Origin of the sequence: Phycobacter azelaicus (genome assembly GCF_014884385.1) — a bacterium.
Lineage (GTDB): Bacteria > Pseudomonadota > Alphaproteobacteria > Rhodobacterales > Rhodobacteraceae > Phycobacter > Phycobacter azelaicus.
In genome coordinates this window covers 2,146,451-2,162,384 of the sequence record NZ_WKFH01000003.1, presented here as the reverse complement: position 1 = coordinate 2,162,384, position 15,934 = coordinate 2,146,451, and the positions used below count along the sequence as shown (strand labels likewise).

Below are 15,934 nucleotides of genomic sequence, written 5' to 3'. Positions count from 1 at the left end.
GTTTTCCAATCAAAAGGGCCTGTGGATCCGCAGCCACAGGCCCTCTTTACAGAGCTATACCAACATTCAGTGTCCGCCGAGAACACCCGTCTTGACCGAGTAATCCACCGCCAGCGCGTATTCCGGGTCATCATCGCTGTCGACCATCAGGTGACCCGCTTTCGACAACAGCTGGTGACAATCGCGGCTCAGGTGACGCAATACGATGGTCTTGCCGGCCTCTTCATATTTGGCGGCCAGCGCCTCGATCGCCTGCAGGGCGGATTGGTCCACCACGCGACTATTGGCAAAGTCTACGATCACACGCTCAGGGTCATTCGGAACGTCGAACAACTCGATGAACCCATCCGTAGAACCAAAGAACAGCGGACCTTCGATCTCATAAACCTTGGCGCCCTTGTCGCTGACAGATTCGCGGGTGCGCGCATGAATGCGGCGGGCGTTATTCCAAGCATAGGCCAGCGCCGAGACGATCACCCCGACAACAACCGCGATCGCAAGGTCAGTCATCACCGTCACAACGGTCACCAGGACGATGACAAAGGCGTCCATCGGCGGCACCTTGGTCATCACCTTAAAGCTATTCCAAGCAAAGGTTCCGATCACCACCATGAACATCACACCAACGAGTGCCGCCAGCGGGATCTGCTCGATCAAAGGCGAGGCGACAACGATGAACAGCAGAAGGAACAGTGCGGCCGCGATACCCGCGATCCGGGTCCGGCCACCGGATTTCACGTTGATCATTGACTGGCCGATCATGGCACAGCCACCCATACCCCCAAAGAAGCCGGTGACGATGTTCGACGTGCCTTGCGCAATACACTCCTGGCTGGCGCCCCCCCGCTTGCCGGTGATCTCACCGACAAGGTTCAGTGTCAGCAGGCTTTCGATCAACCCGATGGCCGCAAGGATCACGGCGTAGGGCAGGATGATCTGGAAGGTCTCAAAGGTGAAAGGCGCCAGCATGGTGCCATAAAGCCCCTCACCGGTGCCGAAAGGATTGTGGAAGCTCGGCAGGCCACCCTCGATCGAGGCCATATCGCCCACACGCGGCACATCAAGGCCCAGCGCGATCACCAGGATGGCCACGATACCAATGCCCGCCAGCGGCGCAGGGATGACGCTGGTGATCTTGGGGGTGCCCCAGATGATCAGCATGGTCAGCCCCACAAGGCCCAGCATTAGATACAAGGACATACCGCTCAGCCATTCGGTCCCGCCCGTGCCCGGCACCTTGAACTGCGTCAGCTGCGCAAGGAAGATCACGATGGCCAGACCGTTCACAAAGCCCAGCATCACCGGATGCGGCACCAGGCGGATGAATTTGCCCCAGTGCATGACACCGGCAATGACCTGAAGGATCCCCATCAGGATGACAGTAGCAAAAAGGTATTCGACCCCGTGCTCGGCGACCAGCGCCACCATCACGACCGCTAGCGCCCCTGTCGCCCCAGAAATCATGCCCGGACGCCCGCCGATAACCGCAGTGATCAGGCCGACCATGAAGGCCGCATAAAGGCCAACCAGCGGGTGAACGCCTGCGACAAAGGCAAAGGCCACCGCCTCGGGCACCAGGGCAAGCGCCACGGTTAGGCCCGACAGAAGCTCGGTGCGAACGCGACCCACAGACCAGCCCTCATCCTGCATGATGGATAGGTTCGGTGGGGAAATACGATTGGCCAAAAGGGCCATGGCGGCGCGTTTCATTAAGAATACCTATGGTTGGAGGAGGTCACGTTACCGCCCGCCCCTAGCTGAAACTGGCCCTGGGGGCAAGGCTCGTGATCCGGGCTGCCCCCTTCAGGCTCTCTTTTCAAGAGACCGAAAGCACCTGCAAAAGCATACTGCCCAGAAACAGCCCAAACCCGAAAAGACTGTGTGTGATCATGCTATTGATCCGCGCGCGCCAGGGGGCAGCGGTCTTGCTTGCAGCAAAGCCGAGGCCCATTGCAGGCTGCAAAAGGCCAAAGGGTAAGACCACTGTCAGTACGCCATAGCCAAGCGTCAGACCCAGCGTAGGCTCCCGAAGCCATCCTGAGCCGACCCCAAGCCAGAGACCACAGGCCAGAGCGATCCCTACCGCGTAGTGAAAGACCCAGCCCAGTGCGGTCTCAAAAGGCTTGGAAGGTCGGGACTTGTCTTCATTACTGAGGACAGGGCGGCCCTGAAACAGCCCCAAAACCCAACGTCCGACGAAACCCCAGTTCGGCCCTCGCACGCCAAGCCAACGCTCACGTCCCCATGCCGCGACATCAATCAACGCGGTGGCCAACGCCCCGACAAAGGCGAGTTGCCAGATCACGGTCCAAGGCATCTCCATGTTTTGCTCCTGTATGGTATCTAAAGCTGCTAGAGATCACAGGTATGCAAATTCAAGCCAACTTGAGGTCAAGATGAAATCCTTGGACATCGCCGAGGTCGCCCGGCGCAGTGGCGTCAAACCTTCCGCCTTGCGCTACTACGAAGAAATCGGCCTGATCCATGCAGACAGCCGCAAGGGGCTGCGGCGGCAATATGATGACAGCGTGCTTGACCGACTGGCCCTTATTGCGATGGGGCAGACTGCCGGGTTCAGCCTGCAGGAGATTGGCGTCATGCTGGGCAGCGCCGAAGGGTATGACCTCGACCGCCAAAAGCTGCGCGCGCGTGCGGATGAGGTCCAGCAGCGTATCCGCGAATTACGTGTACTTTCGCGCGCATTGCGCCATGTGGCGGACTGCACGGCACCGGACCACAGTCGATGTCCCACCTTTCGGCGTATGATGGACAGCGCCCTGAACCGTGCATCATCAGCAAAACCCTGACATGCGCAGCAAGCGAGCAACGCGCCGCCAGGCACAGCCGATTTCGCCATCGTGACACTGCAGGGCTTGCCAAGATGGCGCCGCCTTGCGCATACCGAAAGAGTATCAGCAGCAGGAGAGCAGGACGTGACCAAGGACACCATGATTGCCGTGATCGGCGGCTCGGGCATCTATGACATCGAGGGGCTGGACGGCGCCGAATGGGTCACGGTCGACACCCCCTGGGGGGCGCCTTCGGACCAGATCCTGACAGGCGCGCTAGACGGGGTCAAAATGGCCTTCCTGCCCCGACACGGGCGCGGCCATGTTCACTCGCCGACCGAGGTACCCTACCGCGCCAATATCGATGCCCTGAAACGCCTTGGAGTGACGGATGTATTTTCGGTCTCTGCCTGCGGATCGTTTCGCGAGGAAATGGCGCCGGGCGATTTCGTCATCGTGGACCAGTTCATTGACCGAACCTTTGCCCGCGAAAAGTCCTTCTTTGGCACGGGCTGCGTCGCCCATGTCAGCGTCGCTCATCCAACCTGCGACCGCCTGAGCGACGCTGCAGAGGCCGCTGCGCGCGATGCAGGCATCAATGTGCACCGGGGCGGCACCTATTTGTGCATGGAGGGGCCACAGTTCTCCTCGGTTGCAGAATCCAAGATGTACCGCGAAAGCTGGGGCTGCGATGTTATCGGCATGACCAACATGCCCGAGGCCAAACTCGCCCGTGAGGCAGAGCTGTGCTACGCCTCCATCGCCATGGTGACCGACTATGACAGCTGGCACCCGGATCATGGCGCCGTGGACATCACAGCCATTCTGGCAACCCTGCAGGGCAACTCCAACAATGGGCGCGAGCTTGTGCGTCGACTACCAGGCATCCTCGGCCGCGAGCGTGCGCCCTGTCCGCACGGCTGTGATCGCGCGCTGGAATACGCAATCATGACCGCACCGGAGAAGCGCGATCCTGAGTTGCTGGCCAAACTGGATGCCGTCGCCGGGCGTGTTCTGAGCGCCTGATCCGTGGGGCCCGATACTGTTCTTGTTCTCCATAACCGGAGGCGCCTTGCGACCGGTTCGCAGGGGGAGCTCGGTTGTTCAGCCCTGCCGTGTGACGCCGCAGGGCATGAGCGGCGCCCGCCTTGGGAACAAAGAGCACTGCTGTGATACTGCTTGACCGTGTTCTTGGCAGGCCGCGCCCTCCTATCCTGCGCGACATCCAAGGTTTTCCTTGCATGGCGGGCACGCTTCGGCCAAACCCCGGGGCGGCCCTGATGCCCTCTTTCGGTCCGGGTGCCATGACCAAACGCCAACCGATCCCGCAAGCAGGAGCCATCCATGCCCAAGAAGACCGCAGTCAAGGACTACATCCGTACCATCGTCGATTTCCCGCACGAGGGGATCATGTTCCGTGATGTGACCACGCTCTTTGCCGATCCGCGCGGCTTTCGCATGGCCATCGATCAGATGCTGCATCCTTATGCGGGTGAACGGATCGACAAGGTGGTGGGCCTCGAGGCGCGTGGTTTCATCCTCGGCGGCGCAATCGCCCACCAGCTGAGCGTCGGCTTCGTGCCGATCCGCAAGAAGGGCAAGCTTCCCGGCACCACTATCAGCGAAGAGTACCAGCTGGAATATGGCGAAGCGATCGTCGAGATCCACGACGATGCCATCCAGCCCGGTGAAAAAGTGCTTGTGGTCGACGATCTTCTCGCCACCGGCGGCACCGCAGGCGCGGGCATCAAGCTGATCGAACGCCTCGGCGGTGAGATCGTCTCCTGCTGTTTCATCGTCGACTTGCCAGATCTTGGCGGGCGCAAGCGGCTCGAGGATATGGGCATGGATGTCCACGTCCTTTGCGAATTCGAGGGCGAATAGCACCTCGGATCAGCCGCTCCGATAACAGGATCATCACACTGCAATAACATAGTTTTTACTGGAAACCCAAAGGTCGCCTAGCTTAGCTCTGGCGGCCTTTTTGTCAAAGCCCGACCAGCTGAAATCCGCCACATCCGCAACAAGACCTCTGCCGTAGTGCTATCGATGCCTTTGAGGGCGTCTTGCAATCGAAACAGAGAGGAAATCGAAATGTTCCGCAAGATGATGACGACAACCGCAGCGACACTCTTCATGGCCGGTGCGGCTTTCGCCGGCGGTCATTCCAAGGATATCGTCGACACCGCCGTCGGCGCCGGAGACTTCTCCACGCTGGTCGCAGCCGTTCAGGCGGCAGGCCTCGTGGACACCCTGAAGGGCGAAGGCCCTTTCACCGTGTTCGCCCCCACTGACGCCGCCTTTGCAGCCCTGCCCGAAGGCACCGTCGAGGAACTGCTGAAGCCTGAAAACAAGGACCAGCTCATCGCGATCCTCACCTACCACGTCGTACCGGGCAAGGTCATGTCCACCGACCTGAGCGATGACATGAGCGCGACCACCGTTCAGGGCGGCAACATCATGATCGACCTGGACAACGGGGTCATGATCAATGACGCCAGCGTCGTCACCGCCGATATCGAGGCTGACAACGGCGTGATCCACGTGATCGACAAGGTGATCCTGCCCAAGTAAGCCCTGACAAACCTGCGCCGGGCACCGTCCGGCGAATTCTGTTGCAGGTCGTCGGCACGCGCCCTAGCGTGCCGGCATGACCACGTCCGATATCCTCGACAGCCGGTATTCCTGGCTCCGCCTGCTGGTGACGCTTGCCATTGCAACGGTGGCCAACGTGGGCATGTGGGCGATCATCGTGATCATGCCAGCAGTCGAGGCGGAGTTCGGCGCCGGACGCGCCGAATCCTCAATGCCCTATACTCTGACCATGGTGGGCTTTGCCCTTGGCAACCTACTGATCGGGCGGCTTGTTGACCGCTTCGGCATCACACTTGCCCTCATTGGCGCGGTTGTGGCGACGGTATCGGGCTATGTCCTGTCCACCCTTGCTCCGACCATGGTGGGGCTGTCTCTCACACACCTGCTGCTTGGCCTTGGTACCGCTGCAGGCTTTGGCCCACTCATTGCAGACATCTCGCACTGGTTCCTGCGCCGACGCGGGATTGCAGTCGCGCTGGTGGCCAGCGGCAATTACCTCTCAGGCGCCATCTGGCCAACGCTGCTGGCCGACGTCTTGGAGACCGGCGGCTGGCGTATGGTCTATTACGCCCTGGCCACCGTCACCATCATCGTGGTGATCCCGCTTGCTCTGATGCTGCGCCGCCGTGTCCCGGCTGAAGCCTATGCGGCCTCGGATGCGGCCTCGGCACTCAAGGCCCGCAGCGCCGGTTTGTCGCCGCGCACGCTTCAATGGCTCTTGGGGCTGGCCGGGATCGGCTGTTGCGTGGCCATGTCGATGCCCCAGGTGCATATCGTCGCCTATTGCGTCGGCCTTGGCTACGGCCCCGCCGTGGGGGCCGAGATGCTGTCCCTGATGCTTTTGGGCGGTGTGGTCAGCAGGATCATCTCGGGGCTCGCTGCCGATCGGCTGGGGGGCGTGATGATCCTTCTGATCGGAACAATTCTGCAGTGCATCGCGCTGTTCTTCTACCTGCCTTTCGACGGGATGGTTCCGCTTTACCTGGTGAGCGCGCTGTTCGGCCTTGCCCAGGGCGGGATCGTGCCAAGCTACGCTCTGGTGGTCCGCGAATACATGCCTCCGAAAGAGGCCGGCGCGCGGGTCGGCTTCGTGATGATGATGACCATCCTCGGCATGGCGCTGGGGGGCTGGATGTCCGGCTGGATCTATGATGTGACAGGCAGCTATCAGATGGCCTTTATCAACGGCATCATCTGGAACGGGCTCAACATCCTGATCATTGGCTGGCTTGTGATACGCAGCCGACCGCGTCGGCCTGCGGCAACAGCAAGCGCCATCTGAAACGCCCACAGCCAAGGCAACCATGGGCTGGCACAGCCAGACCCCCTCGGCGCCGGAGGGGCTTTTCCTAGCCGTTCTGTCGCAGAACGGCCCCCGGGTTCATAATTCCCCGGGGATCCAGCGCTGCCTTGATAGCGCGCATCGCCGCCAGTTTCACGGGATCACCGTAGCGCTCCAGGTCACCGGTTTTGAGACGACCGATGCCGTGTTCCGCGCTGACCGATCCTTCAAACGCGTGCACGAGATCGTGCACAGTTCGCTTCACCTCATCGCGCAGGTGCTCGTGATCCTTACGCGACTTGCCAGGTGCGGGGAAAACATTGTAGTGCAGGTTTCCATCGCCAAGATGGCCAAAGCAGTTGATCCGCATATCGCCGTCGCCAAGCGATGCAATCGCCTCTCCACCGCGCGCAATGAAGTCTGGGATCGCAGAAATAGGAACCGAGATGTCATGGCTCGACACCGAGCCGATCAGGCGGTTGGCCTCAGGGATCATTTCGCGCACGGCCCACAACTCGTCACGCTGCGCTTCAGACTGTGCGATAACACCGTCCAGTGTCAGATCGGCCTCCATCGCGGCCTCGAAAAGATCCGCAAGCGCTGCCTCTGGATCCAGTCCGCGCGCGAGGCCCAACTCGATCAAAACACACCATTCGGGCGCAGTTTCAAACGGCTGGCGCACCTGCGGTAGAGTCTGGGCCAGAAACTCCATCCCCTGCCGATGGATCAGTTCAAAAGCGCTGATCCCTTCGCCCAAGCTATCACGTGCCAGCGACAACAGAGCGATCGCTGCCTGCGGTGAAGGAACGACAAAAATGGCCGTGCCGCGCCCCGCCGGAATCGGCGACAACTTCAGCGAAGCCGCCGTGATCACACCCAGCGTTCCCTCGGCGCCGATCAACAGATTGCGCAGGTCATACCCGGTGTTGTCCTTTCGCAAACGCGAAAGTCCGTGCCAGATCTCACCGCTCGGCAACACCGCCTCAAGGCCGAGGCACAGATCGCGCGCATTGCCATAGCGCAGCACATTCACACCGCCGGCATTGGTCGCAAGGTTCCCGCCGATCCGAGCGGAGCCTTCGGCCGCCAGAGAGAGCGGAAACAGCCTGTCAGCCGCGGCAGCCGCCGCCTGAACATCCGCAAGTACAGCACCCGCCTCGGCAATCAGGACGTTTTCCTCTGGATGAACGGCGCGGATCGCGTTCATCTTTTCAAGTGACAGGAGTAGCGGCGCCGGACCCTCCGGCATGATCTGCCCCCCGACCAGACCTGTGCCACCACCATACGGCACGACCGGCACATGTGCCTCGTTGGCTGCACGCAGCAGGGACGCCACTTCTTCTGTCGTTCGAGGCAGTGCAAGCAGCCCCGCCTCGCCCTGATAGCGCCCACGCGGCTCTTCCAGATAGCGCGGCTCGGCACTGCGGAGCACCACCTCTGGCAATTCAGATGCAACACGGGCGGCAAATGCGGGATCAGCAGGATAGAGTGTCATGGACGTTTCATGTCCAATCGCAGCGCTCAAGGCAAGAGGCCCTATTCGTCCTTGCGCAGATAAGAGGGGCGCAGCACATGGATCGTCGGGCGATCCGGCAGGGTCCGCAGGGAAACGGTGATATCCGCCGCGCCCTCCTGCACCACATCAAACTCTCCCCCGGCCTGGTTGCCGATCTGGATCAAGAAGCGCTCCAGCGAATAGTCGGTGAACCAATGCATCGGCAGGATGACCGAGGACCGCAGGCGGCGCAGGACCTCAACCATCTCTGGCAGGGCCAGGGTCATGCCGCCATCCACAGCCGCCATCACCACATCCAGACGCCCCAGCGCGGCAAATTGTTCGGGGGTGGGCATGTGGTGCAGATGTCCGAGATGTCCGATGCACAGGCCTGCAACCTCGAAGACGAAGATGGAATTGCCGGCAACCTCGACTCCGCTGCTATAAGGCGACCGGATATCCGTCGAGACATTGCGGATCAGCATCTCGCCGAGATCAAGATGATGGTCGATCCCCTCTCCGAAAGCGCCCCAGCCTTCCAGCACGTGGGGGATCGCAGGATCCGGATGCGCCGTCCAATGGGTTTCATGAGCGTGGTTCATTGTCACCACGTCGGGAATGAAGTCGGCAGATCCAGTAAAGCCTGTGAAGTCGGTCACAACATTGAGGCCGCCTTCCGTCTGGATCAGAAAGCTCGCATGCGCGAGGTAGCGGATGCGCACCGAGTGTTCCGGTACGGGCGCCTGCCAGCTCGCCTTGTGCAGGTAGGCAATCCCCGGCGTTGCCTCTGCCAGAGCAATACAGTGACTCGCCCGTCGCTCTTGCGCGGCAAGGGGCGCCGCGAAAATCACGGTCCATAGGGCTAAAAGAAAAGGACGAACCAGGAAGGACATGCGGTAAGTCTAGCGTAAGAATCCCGTCTGTCAGCGGTCCCTGCGCAAAATCATCGCAATCCCCGCCTGCTTGCCCATCAAAAACTGTATCTCAAAGCTGCCCATCAAAGCCCTCCCGCCCGGTCCGCGGTCCTCACAGAATACCCCCTCCCAAGTTGGGCGCGGCGTGGCACCCTACACAGCCCGGCCCCATGCCTTAGGCCGCCAAGGCGCATAGGCACAACCGGTGCACCTGCGGGCGCTGTCCCATTCTGTTCGATATAGCGTGTTACGCCTGACCGACCTGCGTCTTGCCGCGACGGTCATGGCGCAGGCTGGCATAAAGGACGTGAGTGCGCCAACGACCGTTGATCTGCAGGTAGGATTGCGCAACGCCTTCGTATTTGAAACCTGACCGCTCCAACAGCCCACGCGAAGCGGCATTTTCCGGGAGGCAGGCCGCCTCGATCCGGCTCAGGTCCAACTTGCCAAAGGCGTGATGCACCACGGCCCCGATCGCCTCGCCCATATACCCCTGGCGCGCGAAGGGCTGACCGGTCCAGTAGCCCAGCGTACCAGCCTGCGCCGGCCCTCGGCGGATATTGTCGAGCGTGATGGCGCCGACCAGTTCCTGATCTTCGCGGCGGATCAGGAACAGCGGCAGGGCCGTTCCGGATGAAACTGCGCGCTGCGCCCAGTACACCCGGTTGGTGAAGGCCTTCCGGCTGAGGTGATCTGAAGCCCAGACCGGCTCCCATGGCACAAGATAATCCTTGCTCTGCAAGCGCAGCGACGCCCAGGTCTGGAAATCCCCGTGCACCGGCGGCCTGAGTGTCAGGCGTTCGGTTTCAAGCCGGACCTTGCGACGGGAGAGAAGAAGCATCAGGCGACGCGCCTCTCCTGCAGATCTTCGAGTCCAGGTGCGCGGCCCACCGGCCCGTAAAGCGCAAGCGCAGCGGGCGCCCGCACGGCCAGCCCTTCTGCCATGGTACGCACGTCCTGCACTGTCACGGCGTCAATGCGCCCAACCGTGTCTTCCAGCGAAGGCACCCTGTCCCAGATCTGCACCAAACGGGCCAGACGCTCCGCCCGGTTCGAAGGGCTTTCCAGCCCCATCAGCATGCCCGCTTTCATCTGCGCACGGGCGCGGGCGACTTCCGCGTCACTCATGTCCTCGGCCGCGCGCTTCATCTCGTCGATGGTGATATGGGCCAGCTCACCCAGCTGGTCGCCCGACGTACCCGCATAGATCGTGGTTGTCCCGGTATCCGCATAGGCGCCGGCCTGGGCAAAGATCGTGTAGCAGAGCCCGCGTTTTTCCCGCACCTCCTGAAACAGGCGCGAGGACATGCCGCCACCCAGGGCGCTGGCATAGATCTGCGCCGTGTAGATCTCGTCGTCCTTGTAGCCGGGGCTTTCAAACGCGAGCGCGAAATGCGCCTGCTCCAGATCCTTGTCGCGCAGTGCCTCACCGCCGGTGAAACGGGCGACATCAGGATCGAGCACGGGGCGTGGCGCCATATGGCCGAACTGCGCCTCTGCCAGCCGCACCAAGGCGTCGTGATCCACCGCGCCAGCTGCCGAGAGGATCATCTGTCCGGGGCCGTAGTGCTGGCCCACAAACCCTTGCAGGTCCTCGCGGGAAAACGCCCGGATACGCTCTGCCGGGCCAAGGATCGTGCGCCCGAGCGCCTGATCTCGGTAGCTTTCCTCCTGCAGCCAGTCAAAGATCACATCATCGGGCGTATCCAGCGCCTGACCGATCTCCTGCAGGATCACGCCGCGCTCCACCTCGATCTCATGCGGGTCGAACACCGGATTGAGCAGGATATCCCCGATCACATCCAGCGCCAGCGGCACATCGTCCTTCAGAACCCGCGCGTAATAGGCCGTGACCTCGCGACTGGTGTAGGCGTTGATATAGCCGCCCACATCCTCCACCGCCTCGGCGATCTGCAGCGCCGTGCGTGTTTCTGTGCCCTTGAAGGCCATATGCTCCAGGAAATGGGCAATACCGTTCTGCTCGGGGCGCTCATGGCGCCCGCCAGCGGTCACCCAGATCCCGATGGAGGCGGACTCCAGCCCCGGCATATGTTCCGAGACGATGCGGAAGCCGTTGGCGAGTGTGTGCTGCTGAACTGTCAATTCGCGATGTTCTTTCTGATATGTGCCTCGAGGGCGGCCAGATCGTTGTCGATGCGGGTGACGCGTTCGTCCCGCTCATAAAGATCCGCCATGCGGGGCGGCAGCGGCGGATGGATTCCGCTTGCTTCTTCGACGGCGGCAGGGAATTTCGCTGGGTGGGCGGTAGCAAGCGTCACCATGGGAACATCGGCAACGCGCAGGTCATTTGCAACCTTCACACCGACCGCGCCATGGGGGCACAGAAGCTCACCAGAGGCGGCGACTTCAGATTTAATCGTCGCCATGGTTTCCTCTTCGGAGGCGCGACCCGACACATAGGTTTCCTGCAAGGCCTGCATCGCGCCCTGGGAGACGTCAAAGCCGCCATTTTTTAGCTCATCCATCAACTGACCGACGGCAGCGCCGTCCTGGCCGTAGGCATAGAAAAGGGCGCGCTCAAAGTTCGAAGACACCTGAATATCCATCGACGGGCTGATCGAGGGGATGGTGTCGCCCTTGTAATAGCCCTCTCCCGAGAGGCAGCGGTGCAGGATGTCGTTCTGGTTGGTTGCCACGACAAGTTGGTCGATCGGCAGACCCATCTCTTTTGCGATATAGCCGGCGAAAATGTCGCCAAAATTTCCGGTGGGCACCGTGTAGCTGATCTTGCGATGCGGCGCGCCAAGCGACACAGCGGAAGAGAAGTAATAGACCACCTGCGCCAGAACGCGGGCAAAGTTGATTGAGTTCACACCCGCCAGTTTAACCCCGTCGCGGAAGTCGAAATCGTTGAACATGTCCTTCACGCGCGCCTGGCAGTCGTCAAAGTCGCCTTCAACCGCTAGCGCATGCACGTTGCTGTCCGCAGGCGTGGTCATCTGGCGGCGCTGGACCTCGCTGACGCGGCCATGGGGGTAAAGGATAAAGACATTGACGGCGTCCAGCCCCCGGAACGCTTCGATCGCGGCAGAGCCGGTATCGCCCGAGGTGGCACCCACGATGGTCACGCTTTCGCCTCGCCGTTTCAGCGCCACTTCGAACAGCTGACCGATCAGCTGCATGGCGAAATCCTTGAAGGCCAACGTGGGTCCGTGGAACAGCTCCAAAAGGAAGTGATTGGGCGCCAGCTGTTTCAGCGGCGCGCGGGCGGCATGACCGAAATCGGCATAGGCTTTGGCAATGATCTCGCGGAACTCTTCATCGGTGAAGCAGTCGCCCAGAAAGGGGCGCATCACGCGAAAGGCTGTTTCCTCGTAAGACAGGCCCGATAGCGCCGCGATCTCATCATGGCTCATCTGCGGGATCTCTGCGGGCACGTAAAGGCCGCCATCGCGGGCGAGGCCCGTCAGCATCGCCTCTTCGAACGTCAGCTCGGGCGCCTGGCCCCGGGTGGAGATGTATTTCATCGCTTCAGCCTTCGGATTTGGCGCGGCTGCGCCTCAGGAAATAGGCGGTCATCGCGGCCCAGATCACGGCCAGCGAAAACCAGGTGATTGCATATTGCAAGTGGTTGTTGGGAATGCCTGCGCTTGTCACCGGCTGCGGAATCGCATCCCCTCCGGGAGAAGCAGTCCGGACGACGACCAAGACAGGCTCTGTGTTCAGACGCTCTGCCATATAGGGGACATCACGGGCGTAGAGAATGTTGGCACCCAACTCCGGTGCAGGTGTGGTCCAGTCACCATCATCCGGCCACAAGAGGTTCCCGGTGATTGTGCTGGCACCGGACGTGCGAGGCGCATCCTTGGCTGCGGCGGGAACAAATCCACGATCGACTAGAATCCGCCGCCCCTCTGCCGTCACCAACGGCGAAATGATCCGATAGCCGGTCTCAGCCTCTTTGGTCACCCAGAAAACATGCAGCTCGCTGGCTTCGATTTCTCCGCTGACCGTTACGGCACGATAGCGGTCCTGCTCATGGCTCGGGGCAATGGGCAAAGAAACCGGATCGGCGGCGATGCGGGCATCAATGGTGGCTAGGACATCTTCTTTCCAAGTCATGCGCTGCATCTGCCATACCCCCAGCGACAAAAGGGCCAAGAGGCCCAGACCGCCAACAAGAGATAGAAAGAAAAGCCCGCGCATTGCGTCCTCACCGCCAATGGAAAAGCGCGCGGGAAAGGCTCCCGCGCGCTGTGTGTCTTACGGTCTGTCTGCGGAATTTGAAACCACAAACATGTACCCGCTACATTCGTCTCTTACAGACCGGAGGTACCCCAGACGTAAACCGCCACGAAGAGGAACAGCCAGACAACGTCCACAAAGTGCCAGTACCAGGCCGCCGCCTCGAAGCCGACATGCGCCTCTGGCGTGAAGTCCCCCTTCAGGGCACGGATCAGGCAGACGGTCAGGAAGATGGTACCAATAATGACGTGAGCGCCGTGGAAGCCGGTGGCCATGAAGAAGTTCGAGAAGAACTCGTCTTCACCGAAAGCCCAGCCCTGCTTCAGCAGGTAGCCGTATTCATAACCCTGCAGGAAGGTAAAGAAGATGCCCAGTACGATACCGATCGACAGGCCCTGGATCAGCGCCTTGCGGTCGTTGTTGTGAACCAAGGCATGGTGTGCCCAGGTCACGGCACAGCCCGACAGCAGCAGCACGACAGTGTTGATGAGCGGCAAGTGGAACGGGTCAACCGCATACATCTCGGGCGCCACATATTCGGTCCCGACATATTCTTCCATGGGGTACATGGCGTGTTTGAAAAACGACCAGAACCAGGCGAAGAAGAACATCACCTCGGACATCACGAAGAGGATGAAGCCATAGCGCAGACCGATACGGACCACCGGTGTGTGATCGCCCTGACGGCTTTCTGCGACCACCTCGGACCACCAGCCGAACATGGTGTAAAGCACAGCGGCCAGACCGGCCCAGAACAGCCATGCCGTGATGTCATGCATCCACAGCACTGCGCCGAACAGCATTGCAAAGCCACCTACGGAGCCAAGGAACGGCCAGATCGACGGTGGCAGAATGTGATAATCGTGGTTTTTAGCGTGCGCCATTTAAGTGTCCCTCACCTAGCGGCCTAGTTCTTGCCTAGTTCGTGATTGTGCCTGCCCCGGCTTTATCACCGGTGTCGAGAGCCGCATAGCCCTCGGGCAGATCGATTTCATAGAATGTGTAGGAAAGCGTGATCGTATGCACGTATTTTCCGTCCCGGTCCTCGACGATTTCCGGATCCACAAAGAAGGTCACGGGCATCTGCACCCGCTCCCCCGGTTCAAGCACCTGCTCCTCAAAGCAGAAACAGGCGATCTTTTCAAAGAAGGCACCGGCCGAATAGGGCGTCACATTATAGGACGCCTGCCCGGCAACTGGCTTGTCTGTCGGATTGTATGCCTCATAGAAGGCCAGACCGGTCTCGCCAATCCGGACTTCCATTTCCCGCTCGACCGGTTTGAACTGCCAGGGCATGTCGCGCTCCTTGGAGGCGTCAAACCGGACTGTAATCGTCTGATCCAGGATCGTATCGGATCCCTGCTCCGCAACACCGGTGACGCCGCCAAAGCCTGTCACCCGGCAGAACCAGTCATAGAAAGGGACCGATGCCCATGCCAGACCACCCATCAGAACGACCACACCAACAGTTTGAAGAACGGTTTTCTTGGGACCTTCGAGTGCCATCAGTTCTGCTCCGTCTGCGATTGCGCCTGGGGAAACTTGAACCCCGTGGAGGTCACCTTGACCATGGTCAGAGCCAGAACCAAGACGACAAAACCGCCCAGTAGCAGGCCAACGCCCATGTTGCGTCCCAGACGCCGTTTATGCAGTTCGTGTTCCTTGCGCAGGGCCATCTTACCAGCCTCCCAGACCGTATGGTTTCAACAGGGCTTCGACGAGAATCGCGCCGAAGTGCAGGAACAGATAGAGCAGCGACAGCTTGAAGAAAGCACGCTCAACCTTGAAGTTGTCGGCTTCGCTGTCTTCTTCGTCACGGCGGTAGATTTTCCACGCGCCATGCAGGAATAGGGCGTTCAGAACAACGGCCGCTGCAAGGTAGATCGGGCCACCGATCCCCGAGAAGGCGGTGCCCACAGCCAGCAACGCGAGCAGCACCGTATATGCGAGGATGTGCGTGCGCGTCGAACGGCGTCCGTGGGTCACGGTCAGCATTGGAACGCCTGCGTCGTCATAGTCAGATCGCATGAACAGCGCCAGCGCCCAGAAGTGCGGCGGCGTCCACATGAAGGTGAGGGCAAACATCAGCCAGGGCTCAATCGACATGGTGCCGGTCGCTGCGATCCAGCCGATGACGGGTGGAAAAGCGCCCGCCGCGCCGCCGATGACGATGTTTTGCGGCGTCGCCCGTTTCAACCACATGGTATAGACGACGACATAAAAGAAGATGGTGAAGGCCAGGAAAGCGCCAGCAAAGAGGTTGGTTGCCAGCCCCAGCATGATGCAGGAGAGGCCCGACAGCGCCAGTCCGAGGCTAAGCGCCTCGCCCGCCTCTATCTTACCGGCTGGAATCGGACGCGACCGGGTGCGCTTCATCACCTGGTCGATATCCGCATCCCACCACATGTTAAGGGCACCCGAGGCACCACCACCGATGGCGATGAACAGAATCGCGGCAAAACCTACCACGGGATGCACACCCACAGGAGCGGCAAGAAGGCCGACCAGGGCTGTGAACACGACCAAGGACATCACGCGCGGCTTCAGCAGGGCGAAATAATCGCCAAAGCTCGGCTCGTCGTCGCGGATGTTGCTGGCATTGATGCTTGCGTCGCTCATGTCAGTCTCTTTGGCCATCGGGGGATGCGGCGCG

General features: G+C 60.8%; 17 protein-coding genes. 5 read left to right on the top strand and 12 right to left on the bottom strand.

The features are described from left to right. Positions 1–66: 66 nt before the first annotated feature. Together INS80_RS11540 and INS80_RS11535 are read right to left on the bottom strand one after the other, a co-directional pair. Positions 67–1,710, bottom strand: a complete 1,644-nt coding sequence (locus tag INS80_RS11540; protein WP_192965782.1) for a SulP family inorganic anion transporter — start codon at positions 1,708–1,710, stop codon at positions 67–69. Positions 1,711–1,816: 106 nt separating this feature from the next. Beyond that, positions 1,817–2,323, bottom strand: coding sequence for a DUF2938 family protein (locus tag INS80_RS11535; RefSeq protein ID WP_192965781.1), 507 nt, complete (start codon positions 2,321–2,323; stop codon positions 1,817–1,819). A gap of 73 nt (positions 2,324–2,396) precedes the next feature. Here INS80_RS11535 and INS80_RS11530 point away from each other — a divergent pair, with 73 nt between their 5' ends. The 5 genes from INS80_RS11530 to INS80_RS11510 all read left to right on the top strand — a co-directional run bounded on the left by INS80_RS11530 (position 2,397) and on the right by INS80_RS11510 (position 6,666). Beyond that, positions 2,397–2,807, top strand: coding sequence for a helix-turn-helix domain-containing protein (locus tag INS80_RS11530; RefSeq protein ID WP_192965780.1), 411 nt, complete (start codon positions 2,397–2,399; stop codon positions 2,805–2,807). Positions 2,808–2,933: 126 nt separating this feature from the next. Beyond that, positions 2,934–3,815, top strand: coding sequence for an S-methyl-5'-thioadenosine phosphorylase (locus tag INS80_RS11525; protein WP_369411397.1), 882 nt, complete (start codon positions 2,934–2,936; stop codon positions 3,813–3,815). A gap of 318 nt (positions 3,816–4,133) precedes the next feature. Beyond that, complete coding sequence (locus INS80_RS11520; protein WP_192965779.1) at positions 4,134–4,673, top strand: adenine phosphoribosyltransferase; 540 nt, start codon at positions 4,134–4,136, stop codon at positions 4,671–4,673. Between the two features lie 210 nt (positions 4,674–4,883). Next, positions 4,884–5,363: a fasciclin domain-containing protein gene (locus tag INS80_RS11515; RefSeq protein ID WP_192965778.1), complete on the top strand. Its 480-nt coding sequence runs from the start codon at positions 4,884–4,886 to the stop codon at positions 5,361–5,363. A gap of 76 nt (positions 5,364–5,439) precedes the next feature. Continuing rightward, positions 5,440–6,666, top strand: a complete 1,227-nt coding sequence (locus INS80_RS11510) for an MFS transporter (RefSeq protein ID WP_192965777.1) — start codon at positions 5,440–5,442, stop codon at positions 6,664–6,666. A gap of 67 nt (positions 6,667–6,733) precedes the next feature. On the opposite strand, the gene INS80_RS11505 is transcribed toward INS80_RS11510, so the two are convergent. The 10 genes from INS80_RS11505 to cyoE all read right to left on the bottom strand — a co-directional run bounded on the left by INS80_RS11505 (position 6,734) and on the right by cyoE (position 15,900). Then, positions 6,734–8,161, bottom strand: a complete 1,428-nt coding sequence (locus INS80_RS11505; RefSeq protein ID WP_192965776.1) for an FAD-binding oxidoreductase — start codon at positions 8,159–8,161, stop codon at positions 6,734–6,736. A 41-nt stretch (positions 8,162–8,202) separates the two neighbouring features. Next, positions 8,203–9,054, bottom strand: coding sequence for an MBL fold metallo-hydrolase (locus INS80_RS11500; protein WP_192965775.1), 852 nt, complete (start codon positions 9,052–9,054; stop codon positions 8,203–8,205). A gap of 268 nt (positions 9,055–9,322) precedes the next feature. Beyond that, positions 9,323–9,916 carry a GNAT family N-acetyltransferase gene (locus INS80_RS11495; protein WP_192965774.1) on the bottom strand — a complete coding sequence of 198 codons (594 nt, stop codon included), beginning with the start codon at positions 9,914–9,916 and terminating at the stop codon, positions 9,323–9,325. Further along, on the bottom strand, positions 9,916–11,178 hold the full coding sequence (locus INS80_RS11490) for a M16 family metallopeptidase (RefSeq protein ID WP_192965773.1): 1,263 nt from the start codon (positions 11,176–11,178) through the stop codon (positions 9,916–9,918). Before INS80_RS11490 ends, INS80_RS11495 begins: the two co-directional genes overlap by 1 nt. Further along, positions 11,175–12,563: a threonine synthase gene (thrC, locus tag INS80_RS11485; RefSeq protein WP_192965772.1), complete on the bottom strand. Its 1,389-nt coding sequence runs from the start codon at positions 12,561–12,563 to the stop codon at positions 11,175–11,177. The genes INS80_RS11490 and thrC overlap by 4 nt, the downstream gene beginning before the upstream one ends. A 4-nt stretch (positions 12,564–12,567) precedes the next feature. Further along, positions 12,568–13,242 carry an SURF1 family protein gene (locus INS80_RS11480; protein ID WP_192965771.1) on the bottom strand — a complete coding sequence of 225 codons (675 nt, stop codon included), beginning with the start codon at positions 13,240–13,242 and terminating at the stop codon, positions 12,568–12,570. Between the two features lie 113 nt (positions 13,243–13,355). Further along, entirely contained in the window at positions 13,356–14,165 is an 810-nt protein-coding gene (locus INS80_RS11475; RefSeq protein WP_192965770.1) for a cytochrome c oxidase subunit 3, read from the bottom strand. A 34-nt stretch (positions 14,166–14,199) separates the two neighbouring features. Next, entirely contained in the window at positions 14,200–14,787 is a 588-nt protein-coding gene (locus tag INS80_RS11470; RefSeq protein ID WP_192965769.1) for a cytochrome c oxidase assembly protein, read from the bottom strand. Beyond that, positions 14,787–14,957 (bottom strand): cytochrome c oxidase system small membrane protein, encoded by a 171-nt coding sequence (locus tag INS80_RS11465; RefSeq protein ID WP_192965768.1) that lies wholly within the window; start codon positions 14,955–14,957, stop codon positions 14,787–14,789. Before INS80_RS11465 ends, INS80_RS11470 begins: the two co-directional genes overlap by 1 nt. Position 14,958: 1 nt before the next feature. Further along, positions 14,959–15,900 (bottom strand): heme o synthase, encoded by a 942-nt coding sequence (gene cyoE, locus INS80_RS11460; RefSeq protein WP_192965767.1) that lies wholly within the window; start codon positions 15,898–15,900, stop codon positions 14,959–14,961. Positions 15,901–15,934 lie beyond the last annotated feature (34 nt).